Source organism: Streptomyces sp. NPDC001502 (assembly GCF_042894785.1).
GTDB classification, from domain to species: Bacteria; Actinomycetota; Actinomycetes; order Streptomycetales; family Streptomycetaceae; genus Streptomyces; species Streptomyces kutzneri.
This window is the reverse complement of sequence record NZ_JBIAVW010000002.1, coordinates 365,824-382,484: the sequence shown is the minus strand read 5'-3', so window position 1 is coordinate 382,484 and position 16,661 is coordinate 365,824. Positions and strand designations below refer to the sequence as shown.

The window sequence follows — 16,661 nt, the reverse complement described above, 5'->3', positions numbered from 1 at the left end:
GGGGTGTCTGGCCGATCAGGCCGGATCAGGGAGCGGCGGCCGGTGCCATGGGGTCTCCCAGGCCCGCCAGGGCCGAGGGGAAGCATCGCAAGGCGGACGAGGGAGGCGACGCGGAGCGTCGCCGACCGAGGACAACGCGGCGAGGCACCGGCCACCGCGAGCCCGGCCTGACCGGCCAGACACCCCCCTAGTGCCGGACGAGACAGAAGGGATGTCCCGCAGGGTCCGCGTAGACGCGCCAGCCGCGCCCGTCCGAGCCGTCGAGCAGCGTGCCGCCGGCCGCCAGCACTTCCTCCTGCGCCCGGTCCAGGTCCGGGACGCCGAGGTCCAGGTGGAACTGCTGCGGCCGGGTGGGGTCGGGCCAGCGCGGCGGCACGTGGTCCAGGGCCTGCTGGAAGGCGAGGACCGGACCGGACGGGGTGTGGAGCGTCGCCCAGCTCTCGTCGAGTGACCAGCGCCGGTCCGGCTGGTTGACGTTCCCGCCCAGCAGGGACCGGTAGAACTCGGCGAGCGACCGCGGGTCGGGACAGTCCAGGACCACGCATTGCAGTTCAGCGATCACGATCGAATCCTAAGGGCCGTCCCGCAGCCGGGCGCCCCTTCGACTCCGGCCTGATCAGGGGCTGCCGGGCGGCGCCGGCCGGCCAGACGACCTCCACCGGCATCCCTTGCGCGCGGGCCGTCGCCACGGCGTCGGCCGTCCCGCCCTGCCTGCCGCCCGGCCCTCCGTCCCAGACCGCGACCAGGAGCTCGGCCCGGCCGAGCAGCAGTCGGTTGGCGGCGGCGTAGGCGGGCGCACCCGCCCTCCGGTACGGCATGACCTTCACCTCGGCGGCTGCCCGCAGGAGGCGGTCGAACGCGACGGCGTGCGGCCCCTCCGGCATGCGCGCACGGTAGTCGGCCGAGGGGAGAACGGCCACCAGCCGCCCGCCCAGCGCGACAACGGCATCCGCGAAGACCGTGTCCGCACCGGCGGCCAGGCAGGACATTCCGGTGAGCTCCGCGGCCGGGAAGCGGGCGAGCAGCGGGACCAGCGCGCCGGCGACCAGGGGAAGGCTCGCCCCGGTGAGGTTCGCATGGCCCGTCACCGCGATGGTCGCCATGGCACCGCTGCTCCGCATCGAGGGATCGGCATCGAGGCCGCCGGGCGGCGACGTCCCCATCATGCAGAGCCGGGACGGCCCCGGCCACGGATTTCCGGCCCGCCCGGACCGCGGTGCGCGATCCACGACGGCCGCTCCCGCTCTCCGCGGGTGGAGTACCGGTCCGACGCGAGAGACGAGACCGACCCGACCGGCCGACGCGACCGACGCGACCGACAGGAGCAGACCGGTGCCCCGACAGCCCTTCTTCGACGCCCATTTCCACGTCGTCGATCCGCGCTTCCCGCTGTTCGAGAACGACGCAACGCCGTCGCGGTCTCCCGTGGGTGAGACCGCGGGGCCCTCCGTCAGCGGTCCAGGAGCGTCTTCTGGAGCCAGTCGAAGACGACCTCGCAGTGCAGTTGCGGGGCCATGGGGGAACAGTGCAGCTGTGCGCCCTGGGCCGCCGTCAGTTTCAGGTAGTCCTTGGGCGAGGTGAGCGCGTCGTACATGCGGCGTGGCTGGCCGGGGTAGAACTGCTCGCCCTCGTAGTCCAGCACCAGGGTGGGTGCCTTGATCCGGCCGACGACATCGGTGATGGTCAACGCCTGGATCCGGGTGGCGGGGGTGTAGAAGTCGGTGAACAGCTTTCCCTGACGGGCTTCGAGCATGGCGGGGATGGAGAACGGCTCGAAGCGCTTCTTCATCACGTCGGCGGCGTCCTGAGGCAGTTCGGGGACGACCTCCTTGTTCCAGATGTCGTTCGTCTCCTGCTTGTCGGGGGTGAGGATCTTCCGGATCTCGGGCGGGAACCCCAGCCACGGCTCCACGCAGCCCGGCATGGCCACCAGCGCGGCGATGCGGGTCTCGAACGCCGCCGCCCTCGGGGCGAGGTCCCCAGCCATGCTCAGACCCGTCAGGGCGATCTTGTCCGGATCGACGTCCGCGCGGGCCGACAGCCAGTCGACGAGGGGCGTGACGACCTTCTCCCAGGTGGGCGTGAAGACCACCTGGTCCACGAAGAGCAGCTGCCCCTGGCCCGGCCCGTCGTAGACGAGCGCGTTCCAGCCCCGGTCCAGCGCGGCGGGGACCCCGTAGGTCCACATGTCCACGTTCTGGCCGTCGCTGCCGTTGGTCAGGATCACCGTCGGGCGCGGGGTTCCGGAGGTGTCGGGGCGGAAGAACCACACCGGCAGCGGCGTGGCCCCGTAGGGCACGTTCGCTTTCACCGGGACGGGCTCGCACAGGCCGCAGAAGGTGTCCCAGGCCCCGCGCCCCGCCTTGTACAGCTGTTCCTCGCTCCCGGGGTCGTCCGAGCCGAGGACGAAGAACAGCGCCTGACCGTAGTACTGAGCGGCGCGCAGAGCGCGGAACCGCTTGGTCTGCGCGTCGGCCGGGGCACCCGGGGGTGCCTCCAGGAGCTGGTCGCCGAGTGCGCGGAAGGTCTGTACGTACGTCTGGGCGGTCAGACCGGCGCCGTTGATCGCGTTCACCGCCGTGAGGACCTCGCCGACCTCGGCGGCGCCGGCGCCCGAGGCACCGAGTGCGAGGAGTCCGTTGAAGTTGTACGCCGGGTCCTTGAACAGGGTCATCGCGCCCGGGGTGAGGCCGCCCGCTGCCGCGGTGGGTGGGGCGGAGCCGCTGCTGGTCGCTGCCGCCGGAGCGCCGGGGGCGCCGCCGCGGGTGCAGCCCGCCACGAGGGCGGCACCCGCCCCGGCGGTGAGCAGGGCACGACGGGTGGGGCCGGAGTGCTGATCACCGGATATGCGGTTCATGCCATCGGAACGTAGCCCCGCCGCGGCGCGGCGACCTCCCGTCCCGTCCGGCGCGGAGAGCGCCGGACGCCCGGCGCCGTCCCCCGACCGGTCCGCGAACCCGCAGGTCGCGGGCTTGCGTCCCGGCCTGTCGGCGCGGACGTCCGGACGCCGCCCGCCTTGCGCCGGCCGGGGGACGTGGGCCCCGACCGGCCGGGGGGAAGGCCGATCGGGGCGGGCCCCGGCAGGCCGGGGGGAGGCCGGCCGGGGCGTATCGGGAGGGGCGGGGACATCAGCCCCTTCACCGCACCCACGTAAAGATGAACGGTCAACCACCCCGGGAGGTTCCCGGACCCGGACCCGGACCCGGGTCCGGACCCGGCCCGGCCTGACCCCGGCACCGGGCTCGCCATCCCCTGTCTGCCCGGAACGTCCTACGCTGAAAAGCGGCGGCCGAACCGGCGAGCGGCCCGCGGCCGCCCCCGTGGGCACCTGCCCCTCCCCCACTGCGCAGGTGCCCACCACGGCTTCGTACGGCGGCGCGACGGCCCGAAGGATCCCCGGCGCCCTTCGGGTCAGGCCGGGTGGGCGAGGACCGCGTCGAGCATCCGCCGGGTGACAGAGGTCAGTTCGGCGAGGTCCGGGGCCGGGCGGGAGCGGGCGAGGGCGCCGGCCAGCCGGTCGTAGAGGAGCCCGTCCGTCCAGGCGACCAGCAGTTCGGCGGCCTCCTCGGGCCGCTGCGCGCCGAGGGCGGCGAGGATGCCCGAGGCGCGGGCCCGGGCCCCTTGACCCGCCCGGTGAAAGTCCGCCTCCAGTTCGGGATTGCGGGCCGCTTCGAGGCTGAGCTCGAAGCGGGCCAGCTGGCGCGCGCGGCCCACCGTCAGCCAGCGGTGCAGCAGCCCGGCCAGCGCGGCCGCGGCCGTCTCCCGGTCCGCCGTCGAGGGCGCGGGCGGCCCCTCGGACACGAGAGCGCCCCCGGCGCCGCCGAGGTCACCGAGGGCACCGAGGTCACCGACATCGCCCAGGTCCAGCTCGGCCAGCCGCTGGTAGCAGGCCCCGATCAGCGCCGTCCTCGTACGGAAGTAGTACGAGGTGCTCCCGGCCGGCAGCTCCGCCGCACCGTCGACCGCGCGGTGGGTCAGGCCCCGGAGCCCGGCGGCGGCGACGAGGTCGATCGCGGTGTCGGCGATCAGCGTTCTGCGGTCCGCCGCGGGCGGGCTCTTGCGAGGGGCGGGCATCGCCCCACTCTACAACTGTAGAGTGACCGCATCGGACTCTACATATGTAGAGGATCCGGCCGGAGGAGTACGAGGAAGAGGAAGCGGGGGACTCGTCATGTCGGCAGTTCAGCGTCACGCGGTCGTGGCAGGCGCGGGGATCGGCGGGCTCGCCGCGGCCGTGGCCCTGCACCGCCACGGCTGGCGGGTCACCGTGTGCGAGCGGGCGGCCGGGCCGACCGCGGTCGGCGCCGGGATCGTGCTCGCCCCCAACGCCCTGCGCGCCTTCGACACCATCGGCTTCGACGTCACCCGCGCTGCGGGCCGCGCCGCCCCCGCCGCGATGGGCCTGCGCCGCCCGGACGGCCGCTGGCTCAGCCGCGCCGACACCGCCGCGCTGGCCGCCCGCTTCGGCGGCCCGCCGCTCGCCCTGCACCGCTCGGCGCTGGCCGACGCCCTTGCCGACGCCCTCCCCGCCACGGCGATCCGCTACGGCGTCGCCGTCACCTCGGTGGACGACGCCGACGGCTCCCCTGTGGTCCGTACCGACGCCGGCGATCTCGACGGCGCCGACCTCGTCATCGCGGCCGACGGCATCCACAGCCCGCTGCGCCGCCAGTACTTCCCGGACCACCCCGGCCTCCACCACAGCGGGGAGACCGCCTGGCGCACGGTCCTGCCCACCGCCGCGAGCCCCGCCGGGACGGTGACCGCCGAGACCTGGGGCCGCGGCGAGCGCTTCGGTGTGGTCCCGCTCGCCGACGGCCGGATCTACCTCTACGCCACCGCCGTCGTCCCCGCCGGCCACCGTCCCGCCGACGTCCGCGCCGAACTCCTGCGCCGCTACGGCACCTGGCACGACCCGATCCCGGCCCTGCTGCGGCGGATCGACCCTGCGGCCGTGCTCCAGCACGACCTCTACGACCTGGCCGCCCCGCTCCCCCGCTTCCACCAGGGGCGCCTGGCCTGGCTCGGCGACGCCGCCCACGCCATGACGCCCAACCTGGGCCAGGGCGGCTGCCAGGCCGTCGAGGACGCCGCGGTCCTCGGCCATCTGCTGGCGGGCACCGGCACCGAGGGCGTCCCGGCCGCCCTCGCCGCCTACAGCGCGGCCCGCTGCGCGCGCACCGACGCCATCCGCGTCCGCGCCCGCCGGGCGGGCCGGGTCGCCGCCCTCACCCACCCCCTCGCCGTGGCCGTCCGCGACCTCGCCGTCCGCGCCACCCCCGCCCGGGCCACGAACCGGGCGATGACTGCGCTGTTCGACGGATTCGCGCTCCCGGACGGAATGGACACCGTGCCCGCGGGCGTTGCCGCTCGTTGGTGAGGTTCGCTGACTGTTTCGATAGCGAAGGCAGGCGGAGTCACATGACGACCGACATCGACTGGGACAACCCGACCGACCCCAGGGAGGGGACCTGGCAGCTGGACCACGTCAAGCAGTACGTGGGCTCGGGCGGCTCCGAGGGCCAGTACTGGAACGGCACCCAGACCCTGCTGCTGACCACCCTGGGCCGGGTGTCCGGCAAGCCCGTGCGGACCCCGCTCATCTACGGCGAGGTCGAAGGCGCCTACCTGGTCGTCGCGTCCAAGGGCGGCGAGCCCGCGCACCCGCTCTGGTACCGGAACCTCTCCGAACACCCCACGGTCCGCATCCAGGTCGGCCCGAAGATCATGCAGGGCACGGCCCGTACCGCCACCCCCGAGGAACGGGCCGCGTACTGGCCGGTGATGGTCGGGCACTGGCCCGCGTACGACGAGTACCAGACCAAGACGGACCGCGAGATCCCGATCGTCGTCATCGAACCCGCCGGATGACCACAGCGGACGACCACGGCGGCGGCCCGGGACGTGGCCGGACCGCGGCCGGGCCGCACGCCGTCGGGCCGGTGCGCACACCGCCGGACGGGCCGACGGGGTCCTCCTCCCGCCGGCCCGTCCGGAGTACGTCAGATCGAGCCGACGACCTTGCGCGGGGTGACGCGGACGACCACACGCTCGGCGTCGTCCTTCGAGGCCGGGTTGAAGTCCGCGTACTCCTTGCCCGTGTACTTGCGCGACAGCGCGTTGATCAGCTCTTGGCCGCCCTCCGTGGTCAGTGCGGCGGAGCCGCGGACCTCGGCGTAGGTGTAGGGCGCGTCCGCCGGGTTGATCATGACCGTGATCCGGGGGTCCGCGCGCAGGTTCTTCTCCTTGCGGCGGCCGACCGTCGTGGAGACGAGCAGGTCGTCTCCGTCCCGGGTGAGCCAGGTGATCGACAGCTGCGGGCTGCCGTCCGGCTGGATCGTGGCCACGGTCGCGAAGACCGGGTTGTCGTCGATGAGTTTCTTCAGGTCGTCGGAGAGCGCGGCGGACACGGGGCGGTTCCTTCCCTCGGCTGACTGCCGTCCCCGGGCCGACTGGCCTCGGAGGGGACCGGCAACGGACAGCCTGCAAAACCGCTGCCGTCCCGGGCAAGTTCTCCCGCCCCCGCGCCGCACCGCGCGCCGCGGCGCCGGACACCCCCGATTCCGGTTCGTGGCCGGGCCGGCGCGCCCGGCCCGGCGGGCGGACGGGGTCTGCACGATCCACCCGTCCGGCCGAGTCCGGATGTCCTCTACTGCCCGAGTACCGCCATCTAGTGCCCGAGTACCGCCATCGCCGCGTTGTGCCCGGGGACCCCGCTGACGCCGCCGCCGCGGACCGCTCCCGCCCCGCACAGCAGGACGTTGCGGTGGGCGGTCTCCACACCCCACCGGCCGCCCGGGTCGGCGTAGGGCCAGGACAGGTCCCGGTGGAAGATGTGACCGCCGGGGAGCCGCAGTTCGCGCTCCAGGTCCAGCGGGGTCTTCGCCTCGATGCACGGGCGGCCGTCCGCGTCGAAGGCGAGGCAGTCGGTCAGCGGTTCGGCCAGGTGTGCGTCGAGCTGCGCGAGGGTGGCCGTCAGCAGGACCTCGCGGGCCTGCTGGTTGTCGTGTACGAAAAGCCGGGCCGGGGCGTGCAGGCCGAAGAGGGTGAGGGTCTGGTAGCCCTGCTCCACCAGCTCCGGGCCGAGGATCGTCGGGTCGGTCAACGAGTGGCAGTAGATCTCCGAGGGCGGTACGGAGGGCAGTTCGCCGGAGGCGGCCTCCGCGTAGGCCCGGGCGAGCTCGGCATAGCCCTCGGCGATGTGGAAGGTGCCGCCGAAGGCCTCGTTCGGGTCCACCGAGGTGTCCCGGAGCCGGGGCAGTCGGCGCAGCAGCATGTTGACCTTGAGCTGGGCGCCCTCGGGTGCCGCGGCCGCGGCCGCGCCCTCTGGCGGGGTCTCGCCGAGGAGTTCGGCCAGGGCCCGCGGCGAGGCGTTCACCAGGACCGTGCGGCCGACGACGCGGCCCTCCCCGGTCGCCGTGCGGAACACCACCTCGGCCGGGGCGACCCCGTCCGTGTCGATCCGCAGCACCTCGTGGCCGGTCGCGATCTCGGCACCGGCCGCCCGGGCCGCCGCCGCGAGGGCGTCCGTCAGCGCGCCCATGCCGCCTACGGGCACGTCCCAGTCGCCGGTCCCGCCGCCGATGACGTGGTAGAGGAAGCAGCGGTTCTGCGCGAGGGAGGGGTCGTGCGCGTCCGCGAAGGTGCCGATCAGCCCGTCCGTGAGGACCACCCCGCGAACCAGGTCGTCGGCGAAGTTCCGCTCCACGGCCTGCCCGAGGGGCTCCTCGAAGAGCATCCGCCAGGCGTCCTCGTCGTCGATCCGGGCCCGCAGCTCCGCCCGTGTGGGCAGGGGCTCGGTCAGGGTCGGGAACACCTTCTCGGCGACCCGCCCGGTGGTCCCGTAGAAGGCGCGCCAGCTCTCGTACTCCCGCTCCGAGCCGGTCAGCCGCGCGAAGGACTCCCGGGTGCGCTGCTCTCCGCCGCCGACGAGCAGTCCGCCGGGCCGCCCGCCCCGCTCCGTGGGCGTGTACGAGGAGATCGTGCGGCGGCGTACCGCGAACCGCAGGTCCAGGTCGCGCACGATCTTCGACGGGAGCAGGGAGACGAGGTACGAGTAGCGCGAGAGTCTGGCGTCGACGCCCACGAAGGGACGGCTGGAGATCGCCGCCCCGCCCGTGTTCCCCAGCCGCTCCAGGACCAGCACCGAGCGGCCGGCCCGGGCCAGGTACGCGGCGGCCACCAGGCCGTTGTGCCCACCGCCCACGATCACGTCGTCGTACACGTCCCGCCCGAAGGTCGTCATGGCTCTTGGTAGCACACCTGGCCGAGCCGCTCCAGACAGTGTGCCTCGTCGGCGTGGGCCAGGACCGTGTCGGGATGGTCGTCGCCGAGGGCCCGTTCGCGGATGCCGGAGAGGTCCCGGTAGATGGGCAGCGCCTCGTCCCAGCGGCCCAGCCGGCCCAGTCCTCCGGCCAGTTCCCGGCGGCTGACCAGGGTGTCCGGGTGCTCGGGCCCCAGCACCTCGGCGCGCAGGGCGCCCACCTGGCGCGCCTCCGCCACCGCTTCCGCCCAGCGCTCCAGGCGGCCCAGGTTGACCCCGAGGACGTGCCGGGCGCGCAGCGTCTCCGGGTCGGTGACCCCGTAGGCGCGGGTGCGGTCGCGGACCAGGCCCCGGAACAGGTCGAGGGCCTGTTGGCTGTCGCCGGTGCGGCCGAGCGCGATGCCGACCTCGTAGCGGGCGGCCAGGGTGTCGGGGTGGTCGCGGCCGAGCACCCGCTCCCGTACGACGGCGACCTCGTGGAAGGCGACCAGGGCCTCCGTCCAACGCTCCAGGCGGCCGAGCGCGTACGCCGCCTCGTAGCGGGTCAGCAAGGTGTCCGCGTGCTCGGCGCCCAGGACGGCCGCCCGGTCGGCGGCGACCTCGGCGGCGGTGGCGTGGGCGTCGGCGTACCGGCCCAGCGCACCCAGCGCGCAGGCCAGGTTGTGCCGGCAGCGCAAGGTGTCGGGGTGGAGCGGGCCCGTGGTCCGCTCGCGGGCGACGAGCACCGCGTGGTAGACGTCGTGCGCCTCCTGGTGCCGCCCGAGCCGGCCCAGCTCGTAGGCGGTCTCCTGGCGCGCCGCGAGGGTGTCGGCGTGGTCCGCGCCGAGTACCCGCGTGCGCCCCTCGGCCACGGCCGCGTACCCGGCGAGCGCCTCGTCGGGCCGGCCCGCACGGCTGAGGGCGTACGCGCGCGCGTGACCGGCGGCGAGCGCGTCGGGACCGCTGCCCCGCGGGCCGGCGGGGCGCGGGAATCCGTACGCGGCGGTGAGCCGCGGGTCCTCGGCGGGCGCGGGGCGGACGATGGTGGTGGTGCCGGGGTGGACCGGGGGGTATGCGCCGCGCGGGCGCGGCACCGGCGGCCCGCCCGCGGGGCGGGCGGCCGTCCAGGCTCCGGTGAGCACGGCCCATTCGCCGCTCGCCGGCCGGGCGTCGATCCCGGCCTTGCGGCCGGCGGTCATGTCGCGCGCCCAGGGCGGGAGCGGGGCCTGGGCACCGGGCAGCCCGCCCGGTCCCAGCCGTGCCTCGACGAGCCGGCGGTGCACGTGGCGGGCGTCTCCCGGCCGGTCCTCGGGGCGCTTGGCGAGCAGGTCCAGGACCACCTCGTCGAAGTATCCGGGCAGCTCGGGGCGGTGCTCGCGCAGCGGTACGGGCGCGTTGTCGCGGTGGCCGACCAGCACCGACCAGGAGTCGCCGAGGTCGAAGGGCGGTGCGCCGGTGGCGATCTCGTACAGGACGCAGCCGAAGGAGTAGAGGTCGCTGCGGTGGTCGACCTCGCCGCCCGCGATCTGCTCGGGCGACATGTAGTGCGGGGTGCCCATGGCCATGCCGCCGCCGGTGAGCTTGGCGGTGAAGCCGATGTCGTGGGCGAGGCGGGCGATACCGAAGTCGCAGATCTTCACGGTGCCGTCGGTGAGCCGCATGATGTTGGCGGGCTTCAGGTCGCGGTGGACGACGCCCTGGTCATGCGTGTAGCCGAGGGCGGCGGCCATCTGCTCGGCGATGTCGACGACCACGTCGACGGGCAGCGGGCGCGCGTCGTTGTCCTCCAGGAGCTGGCTGAGGTTGCGGCCTTCGAGGAGTTCCATGACGAGGTAGAGCGGGCCGCCCGCGGCGCTGTCGTCGCCGAAGTCGTGGACGACGGTGACCCCGCGGTGCTGGAGGGACGCGGCCACGCGCGCCTCGCGCCGGAACCGCTCGCGGAGCACCTGGGTGAAGTGGGCGTCCTGCTCGGCGCCGATCGGCTTGAGGCACTTCACCGCGACCTGCCGGCCCAGCGATTCGTCCCGGGCGCGCCACACCTCGCCCATGCCGCCGCGCCCGATCAGATCGAGCGACCGGTAACGGCCCTGGATCAGTCTGGACTCCGCCATGTCTTAAAGCCGCCCCCGTTTTCGTGCTACGCCCTCCCCGGCCGGTCCAGTATGGCCGCTGATGTACGCAGTGTGTACGGCGAGGGGCGACTCCCGGGGCCCATGCGACGCATCGCTTTCAAGATGTGACCTGGAGGCAGCTGCCAGCGTAGACCTGCGGGAATGCTGCGCAGTGCGTGTCCGGTGAGGCGCATGCGCCGGGTGACGCTGCGCGGGGCCGGTGCAGGTCGCCCGTACAGCTGGTGCGCCCAGCCCGGGAGGGAACCGTACGCCAGGCCGGCGAGGGGCGGCCACAGCAGGTTTCGGCCACGTACGAGGAGGGCAGGGACGGGCGGGCCGCGCAGGAAGTCGTCCACGGCGAGGGCGTCGGGGCCGGCGGCGAGGGCGGGGCGGATCCGGTCGAAGTACGCGGCGAGCCCGGCGGTATCGGCGGGGACCCCGGCCGGGTCGAGCCCGACGAGCCGGGCGCCCACGCGGTTCTCGTCGACGTAGCGGTCGGCCTGGGCGGCGGTGAGGGGGACGCCGGAGCGGCGCAGTACGTGCAGGAAGCTGTCGATCTGCGCGCAGTGGATCCACAGCAGCAGCTCGGGGTCGTCGACGGGGAAGCGTTCGCCGGTGTCCGGATCGGTGGCGGAGAGTTTGCGGTGGATCGTGCGCACGCGGAGGCCGGCGCGCTCGGCGGCCTCGGTGGTGCCGTAGGTGACGGTGCCGACGAAGTCGGCGGTGCGCAGCAGCCGTCCCCAGGCATCCGACCGGAAGTCGGAGTTCTCCATGACCCCGCGGACGGCGCGCGGGTGGAGGGCCTGGAGGTAGAGGGCGCGGAGCCCGGCGATCCACATCATCGGGTCGCCGTGGCACTGCCAGGTGACGGACGACGGGCCGTACAGCCCCGGGTCGGCGCCGGGGCGCGGTCCGGTCGCGGTGGTCCCCATCCCGTACCTCCCCGTCGCAGACGCCCGGCGGCTCCAGCCTACCGATCCGGGGCGGCCGTCGGCGGCCGCCAGGAGGACGAACCCGTGCGACAACCCGCGGCCGGCGCCGTACGGGGTCCGCTGCGCGCCCCGGCTCATCGGCCGCCGGTGCCCCGAACGGGCTGCTCGACGGGCATCCGCCTCCGGACGGCCGGAGGATCGGGGCGGGAACAACATGACGGGAGCCGACCAAGGATGCCGAACACCGCCGGTTGCTCGAAGAGGGCGCGCGTCGTCCTGTCAGGCGTGCTGGTCCTCGCCGGGGTCGTCGTGACCGGGTGCGGCGGCACGGCCCGCGACGCCGGGCAGGGCCCCGGAGCAGGGCCTCGGCCCCAGGCGGTGCGCTCCGGCAGGGTCACCGTCGTCTACGAGGACCGAAGGGTCGCACCGGCGGACCGGGAGGCCGTGGCACTGATCCGGAAATCCCGTGTGCTGGAGCGGACGGCCGACTGGGTGAACAGAGCGCTCACCCTCCCGCACGACATGGTCGTGAAGGTCACCGCGGACGTGCCGCCCGGCGTCACCGACGCCGTCACCCAGCCCGACGGCAGGACGATCTTCATCCCGCCGTCGTTCCTGACCGAGATCGAGAAGGCCCTCGCCGAGGTCGTGAAGAGCGTCGAACGGCCCGCCCCGTTCCCCGCGTCCGAGTACAACACCGACGACCTGACCGTGCTGTCCACCGAGTTCGTCTTCGGCCACGAGATGGGCCACGCCCTGCAACGCCAGTTCCTCCTGGCCAACCTCGGCCTTGAGGAGGACGCGGCCGACGGCTTCGCGTCCTTCTACACCGTCAACGAGGTCGGGCCGGGCCCGTCGCTGGCCGCCGCGATCCTCTTCGACGAGATCGCCCGCAAGGAAGGCACGCCGACCCTGGAGGGCATGTCGAGCGACCATCCCGTCACGCAGCAGCGGGCCTTCAATTTCCTGTGCTACCTGGAGGGCAGCGACCCGAAGAAATACCAGCGGTCCCTGGTCGACAGCGGCTATCTCCCGAGGACCCGCGCCCCTCTGTGTCCGCAGGCGTGGGCGATGCTGGACTACGGCTGGTGGACCCAGCTCCAGCCCCACTTCAGCGGGGCGTTCAGGGCCGAGGGTGACGGGGAGCAGAAGAAGGCGCACGCGCGGCTGATCGCGGAGACGGAGGCACTGGCGAAGCGGATCGACGAGATCCGCACCGGCCAGTGAGCCCAGCCCGCCCGGCACAGGCCCGGCCCCCCTGTGCCCGGAAGATCGGAAGGAAGCGGCCGGGCGCGGGCCGGGGTACGGGCGGCATAGAGTTGCGGGGTGCAGCTCTACACGATCGGCGAGGCCGCCCAACTCCTCCGCGTCAGCACCGACACCGCCCGCCGCTGGGCGGACGCGGGCCGCTTCCCGACCCTGCGGGACGGCAACAAGCGGATGATCGAGGGCGTGCATCTGGCCGCCTTCTGCGTGGCGCTCGCCCAGGAGGCGGCCGAGGGCGACGGCGAGTCCGCCACCTCGGCGCGCAACGCGCTGCCCGGGATCGTGACGGCGGTGACGCTCGGCGAGGTGGCCGCCCAGGTCGAGATCCAGGCCGGCCCGCACCGCGTGGTCTCCCTGCTGACCCGCGAGGCGGTCGAGGAGCTCGGACTCGCGGTCGGTGTGCAGGCCGTCGCCCGAGTGAAGTCGACCAGCGTCCACATCGACCTCGACTGACCGCGGTGCGGCGGCCATCGGCCCTCGGGCCGCCGGCCCGGTCCGGTCCGGGCCGTGGCAGGGTGAAGGCATGACGACGCGCCGCGAACACCCATCCACTCCCCTCCCCCAGCCGTGGTCGGACACCGCAGCGGCCACGGCCCACGCGGACCTCGTCGCGGCGAAGGCGCTCGTCTACGACCCCTGCGGATTCATCTGCTCGCTGCCGGTCCCGGAGGCCGAGGGCGCCGACTACGCCGCCCACACCTTCACCCTGGACGGCCGCGCCGTCCGGTTCCGCGCGGCGAAGACCACGCCCACGAAGGTCGGCCAGTTCGTCACCGTCTGGAAGCGCTCCCCGGCCGGTCCCATCCAGCCGTTCGACGCCGCGGACCCGGTGGACCTCTTCGTCATCAGCACCCGTGACGGTCACCACTTCGGCCAGTTCGTCCTCCCTCTGGAGGCACTGCGCCGGCACGGCGTCGTATCGACGGACGGCTCCGGCGGGAAGCGTGCCTTCCGCGTCTACCCGCCCTGGGTGACCACCACCAACCGCCAGGCCGGCCGCGCACAGGAGTGGCAGCTGGACCACTTCCTGCCACTGTCCCCGCCCGAGGACGGACCCGTCGACCTGACCCGCGCCCGGGAGCTCTACACGTGAGCCGGCCGGTCAGCGGAACGCTGCATCACGTCGAACTGTGGGTGCCGGACCTCGACCGTGCGATCGCCTCGCTCGGCTGGCTCCTGGAGGCCCTGGGTCACACGCCCTATCAGCAGTGGGCCGACGGCCGCAGCTGGCGGCTCGGGCCGACGTACCTGGTCGTCGAACGGTCCCCGGCCCTCACCTCCGACCGGCACGACCGCTGCCGGCCGGGACTGAACCACCTGGCCTTCCATGTGGAGGACGAGGCCGCGGTCGAGCGCCTCGCCGAGGAGTCGGTCCGCCACGGCTGGCGCCTGATGTTCCCGGACCGGCATCCGCACGCCGGCGGCCCACAGCACTACGCCGCCTACCTGGAGAACGCCGACGGCTTCGAGGTCGAACTCGTCGCGATCACCGCCGCCGGCTGATCCGCTACGTTCCGGTGCCGGTCTGCTCGCGGCTGCTGTCGGAATCAAGGGCTACGACGGTGAAGCAGACGGCGGCGCCGAGGCCCAGGAAGAAGAAGACCGGGTTGACGTAGCCGGGGACGGAGGTGGTGTAGTCGCCGACGTCGTCGGTCTCGCACACGAACCGCAGAGGCACGTACTCCACCCGGTAGCCGGTGATCCCTTCCGCCCGGTACTCCCAACCCGGGGTACGGCAGGGCGGAAGGGGGGACGAGTTCGTCCCACCGTCCTCGGCCGACACGACCGCGCCGGTGACGTGCAGCAGGCCCCAGGCGTAGACGCCCACCGCAATCGCCGCCTGGACGAAGCCGGCGATCCGCAGCCAGGCCGCGCTGTCGGCACGCCGCGAACCCCCGGCCCGGGCCAGCACACCAAAGGCCCGGCCCGCGAAGACCAACGGAAGGATCAGACCTGCCGGAACGAGAACCAACAAGAGGTACGCCACCACCCGACCCCACCATCGCAGCACGGGCGAGCACTGTGCCGGACCCCACAATTCCTGCAACAACTCCGTAACCGCTCAGCAGGTTGGGGAGGCGGGCCGGACCGCACTCGAAGCCGAACGCCTGCACAAAGGGGGCCTGGGAGACCCAGGTTGATCTGGGCCTGGTTGGCCCGGAGGCTGGTGGCGAGGCTGTGACCATGACCGACAACAACAGTGATGTGACCGGCTTCCGCAACCGTGTCGTCCTGATCACCGGCGGAACCAGCGGAATGGGCCTGGCCACCGCGCGTCTGCTCCTGGAAGCCGGCGCCCATATCGTCATCACCGGCCGCGACGATGCCCGCCTCGACCGCGCAGCCGAACAACTGGACAAGGTCTCCGACCAGGGCGCCCGGCTGCTCACGGTCCGGGCCGACTCCGCCAGCCTTGCCGACCTCGACCGCTTGGCCGCCCTGATCCGTGAACGCCACGGACGTCTGGACGGGGTGTTCGCCAATGCCGGGGTCGGAGTGTTCCAGCGCAGTGGCGAGGTCACCGAGCAGGACTTCGATCTCACCGTCGACGTCAACTTCAAGGGGGTGTTCTTCACGGTCCAGAAGGTTCTGCCGCTGCTCGACGCGGCGGGTGGCGGCTCCATCGTGATCAACGCCTCGTGGACACTGCACCGGGGCCTGGCCGTCGCACCCGTGTACGCGGCCACCAAGGCCGCCGTCCACAATCTGGCCCGCACGCTGGGCAGTGATCTCGCCGAGCGGGGCATCCGGGTCAACTCGGTCAGCCCGGGCTACATCGTCACCGAGATGTTCGATGCCGCCAACCCGGACCCTGCCTCGCACGATGCCATCCGCTCCCAGGTGCCGCTGCGGCGGCTCGGCCAGGCCCAGGACATCGCCGAGACCGTCGCCTTCCTCCTCTCCCCCCGGTCGTCGTACATCACCGCCCAGGACATCGCCGTCGACGGTGGCCTGGTGAACGCGATCCCCGCCTCCTGACGGCAGGCGTGGCTGCCTGGCCCCGACAGGGCCAGGCAGCCACCCGTCACGACCGGGCACAATCGCCGTATGAGCACAGCGATCAACATGGGCGAATTCCTCCGAACCCGCCGCGCCCTCCTGCACCCTGAAGACGTCGCCCTGCCGGACTTCGGAGGCCGGCGCCGGGTCGCGGGCCTGCGCCGCGAGGAGATCGCACAGCTCGCCGGGGTGAGCGTCGACTACTACACACGGATGGAACAGGGCCGCGTGCCGAACCCCTCCGGCGCGGTACTCGACGCCCTCGCCCGCGCACTTCGGCTGGACGGCGATGCCACACGCCACCTGCACCGCCTCGCCCGACCGCAGTCCTCCGCCCGGAACGTTCCCCGGCGCCAGGCCCAGCCGCAACGCGTGCGCCCCATGCTTCAGAGGTTGCTGGACGATCTGGTGGACATACCGGCGATGGTGATGGGCCGGCGCATGGACGTGCTGGCCGGGAATGCGGCAGCGGTCGCCCTCTTCGGCGACTACGCGGCCCTGGACCGAGCGGAGCGCAACATCGCCCGGATCACCTTCCTCGACGAGACGTCCCGGGAACTGTATGCGGACTGGCCCTCCTGCGCCCGCGGGAATGTGGCCTACCTCCACCTGGACGCGGGACGGCACCCCGAGGACCCCCAGTTGGCGAGCCTGATCGGCGAACTGTCCATGAAGAGCGCGGACTTCCGCCGCTGGTGGGCTGAACACCCCGTACAGGACAAGACCTCGGGAACCAAGCGATTCCACCATCCCGTGGTAGGCGATCTGGAACTGGCCTACGAGACCCTGCGCGCAACGGACGACCCCGATCAGGCCTTGATCACATATGCCGCCGAGCCGGGCAGCCCCTCGCACGACGCCCTGCGGATGCTACTGGCCTGGGCCACTGAGGCCCAGGCTCCCTCCCCGATGCCGGCCGACGACCGCGCGCGCTGACCTTCCGGGCAGTCCGGCACATCGACGGACAACCCCTTCGCCGAACAGGCCGACAGCCCGCGTACGTCCAGTGCCGGGACTCCCGGCCGGACGACGACGATCGGGTGGGCAGTGCCTTCCGTGGCGGCGCGGATCCGGCTGCCGCAAGCCATGCGCCGCGCCCGACCCGCCAGT

At 73.4% G+C, this 16,661-nt stretch carries 17 protein-coding genes; 8 read left to right on the top strand and 9 right to left on the bottom strand.

What is annotated here, in order from left to right:
- Positions 1 to 187: 187 nt before the first annotated feature.
- The 4 genes from ACFY0D_RS04150 to ACFY0D_RS04135 all read right to left on the bottom strand — a co-directional run bounded on the left by ACFY0D_RS04150 (position 188) and on the right by ACFY0D_RS04135 (position 4,074).
- Complete coding sequence (locus ACFY0D_RS04150; RefSeq protein WP_390796846.1) at positions 188 to 562, bottom strand: VOC family protein; 375 nt, start codon at positions 560 to 562, stop codon at positions 188 to 190.
- Positions 552 to 1,103 (bottom strand): hypothetical protein, encoded by a 552-nt coding sequence (locus ACFY0D_RS04145; protein ID WP_390796845.1) that lies wholly within the window; start codon positions 1,101 to 1,103, stop codon positions 552 to 554. The genes ACFY0D_RS04150 and ACFY0D_RS04145 overlap by 11 nt, the downstream gene beginning before the upstream one ends.
- A gap of 347 nt (positions 1,104 to 1,450) precedes the next feature.
- A complete protein-coding gene (locus ACFY0D_RS04140) occupies positions 1,451 to 2,857 on the bottom strand; it encodes an alpha/beta hydrolase family protein (protein ID WP_390796844.1) in 1,407 nt (468 codons plus the stop codon).
- A 554-nt stretch (positions 2,858 to 3,411) separates the two neighbouring features.
- Positions 3,412 to 4,074 carry a TetR/AcrR family transcriptional regulator gene (locus ACFY0D_RS04135; RefSeq protein ID WP_390796843.1) on the bottom strand — a complete coding sequence of 221 codons (663 nt, stop codon included), beginning with the start codon at positions 4,072 to 4,074 and terminating at the stop codon, positions 3,412 to 3,414.
- 97 nt (positions 4,075 to 4,171) lie between these two features.
- On the opposite strand from ACFY0D_RS04135, the gene ACFY0D_RS04130 reads away from it, so the two are divergent.
- Together ACFY0D_RS04130 and ACFY0D_RS04125 are read left to right on the top strand one after the other, a co-directional pair.
- Positions 4,172 to 5,380, top strand: a complete 1,209-nt coding sequence (locus tag ACFY0D_RS04130) for an FAD-dependent monooxygenase (RefSeq protein ID WP_390796842.1) — start codon at positions 4,172 to 4,174, stop codon at positions 5,378 to 5,380.
- Between the two features lie 41 nt (positions 5,381 to 5,421).
- Positions 5,422 to 5,871 carry a nitroreductase family deazaflavin-dependent oxidoreductase gene (locus tag ACFY0D_RS04125; RefSeq protein WP_390796841.1) on the top strand — a complete coding sequence of 150 codons (450 nt, stop codon included), beginning with the start codon at positions 5,422 to 5,424 and terminating at the stop codon, positions 5,869 to 5,871.
- A 131-nt stretch (positions 5,872 to 6,002) separates the two neighbouring features.
- On the opposite strand, the gene ACFY0D_RS04120 is transcribed toward ACFY0D_RS04125, so the two are convergent.
- From ACFY0D_RS04120 to ACFY0D_RS04105, 4 genes are all read right to left on the bottom strand, one after another.
- Positions 6,003 to 6,410 (bottom strand): PPOX class F420-dependent oxidoreductase, encoded by a 408-nt coding sequence (locus ACFY0D_RS04120; RefSeq protein ID WP_390796840.1) that lies wholly within the window; start codon positions 6,408 to 6,410, stop codon positions 6,003 to 6,005.
- Positions 6,411 to 6,670: 260 nt separating this feature from the next.
- Positions 6,671 to 8,245 (bottom strand): phytoene desaturase family protein, encoded by a 1,575-nt coding sequence (locus ACFY0D_RS04115; protein WP_390796839.1) that lies wholly within the window; start codon positions 8,243 to 8,245, stop codon positions 6,671 to 6,673.
- The gene (locus ACFY0D_RS04110) at positions 8,242 to 10,353 is read right to left on the bottom strand and encodes a tetratricopeptide repeat protein (protein ID WP_390796838.1); all 2,112 of its coding nucleotides are present in this window, start codon (positions 10,351 to 10,353) and stop codon (positions 8,242 to 8,244) included. The genes ACFY0D_RS04115 and ACFY0D_RS04110 overlap by 4 nt, the downstream gene beginning before the upstream one ends.
- A gap of 26 nt (positions 10,354 to 10,379) precedes the next feature.
- On the bottom strand, positions 10,380 to 11,285 hold the full coding sequence (locus ACFY0D_RS04105; RefSeq protein WP_390796837.1) for an oxygenase MpaB family protein: 906 nt from the start codon (positions 11,283 to 11,285) through the stop codon (positions 10,380 to 10,382).
- A gap of 234 nt (positions 11,286 to 11,519) precedes the next feature.
- Between ACFY0D_RS04105 and ACFY0D_RS04100 the strand changes: the two genes are divergently transcribed.
- The 4 genes from ACFY0D_RS04100 (at position 11,520) to ACFY0D_RS04085 (ending at position 14,054) form a co-directional block, all read left to right on the top strand.
- A complete protein-coding gene (locus ACFY0D_RS04100) occupies positions 11,520 to 12,512 on the top strand; it encodes a DUF4344 domain-containing metallopeptidase (RefSeq protein ID WP_390796836.1) in 993 nt (330 codons plus the stop codon).
- 99 nt (positions 12,513 to 12,611) lie between these two features.
- A complete protein-coding gene (locus ACFY0D_RS04095) occupies positions 12,612 to 13,004 on the top strand; it encodes a molybdopterin-binding protein (RefSeq protein ID WP_373042422.1) in 393 nt (130 codons plus the stop codon).
- A gap of 70 nt (positions 13,005 to 13,074) precedes the next feature.
- Positions 13,075 to 13,644: a MepB family protein gene (locus tag ACFY0D_RS04090; RefSeq protein WP_390796835.1), complete on the top strand. Its 570-nt coding sequence runs from the start codon at positions 13,075 to 13,077 to the stop codon at positions 13,642 to 13,644.
- The gene (locus tag ACFY0D_RS04085) at positions 13,641 to 14,054 is read left to right on the top strand and encodes a VOC family protein (RefSeq protein ID WP_390796834.1); all 414 of its coding nucleotides are present in this window, start codon (positions 13,641 to 13,643) and stop codon (positions 14,052 to 14,054) included. Before ACFY0D_RS04090 ends, ACFY0D_RS04085 begins: the two co-directional genes overlap by 4 nt.
- 4 nt (positions 14,055 to 14,058) lie before the next feature.
- Here ACFY0D_RS04085 and ACFY0D_RS04080 read toward each other — a convergent pair whose 3' ends face one another.
- The gene (locus ACFY0D_RS04080; protein ID WP_390796833.1) at positions 14,059 to 14,538 is read right to left on the bottom strand and encodes a hypothetical protein; all 480 of its coding nucleotides are present in this window, start codon (positions 14,536 to 14,538) and stop codon (positions 14,059 to 14,061) included.
- A 197-nt stretch (positions 14,539 to 14,735) separates the two neighbouring features.
- Here ACFY0D_RS04080 and ACFY0D_RS04075 point away from each other — a divergent pair, with 197 nt between their 5' ends.
- A complete protein-coding gene (locus tag ACFY0D_RS04075) occupies positions 14,736 to 15,530 on the top strand; it encodes an SDR family NAD(P)-dependent oxidoreductase (RefSeq protein WP_390796832.1) in 795 nt (264 codons plus the stop codon).
- A 69-nt stretch (positions 15,531 to 15,599) separates the two neighbouring features.
- The gene (locus ACFY0D_RS04070) at positions 15,600 to 16,487 is read left to right on the top strand and encodes a helix-turn-helix transcriptional regulator (RefSeq protein ID WP_390796831.1); all 888 of its coding nucleotides are present in this window, start codon (positions 15,600 to 15,602) and stop codon (positions 16,485 to 16,487) included.
- The last annotated feature ends 174 nt before the right edge of the window (positions 16,488 to 16,661 follow it).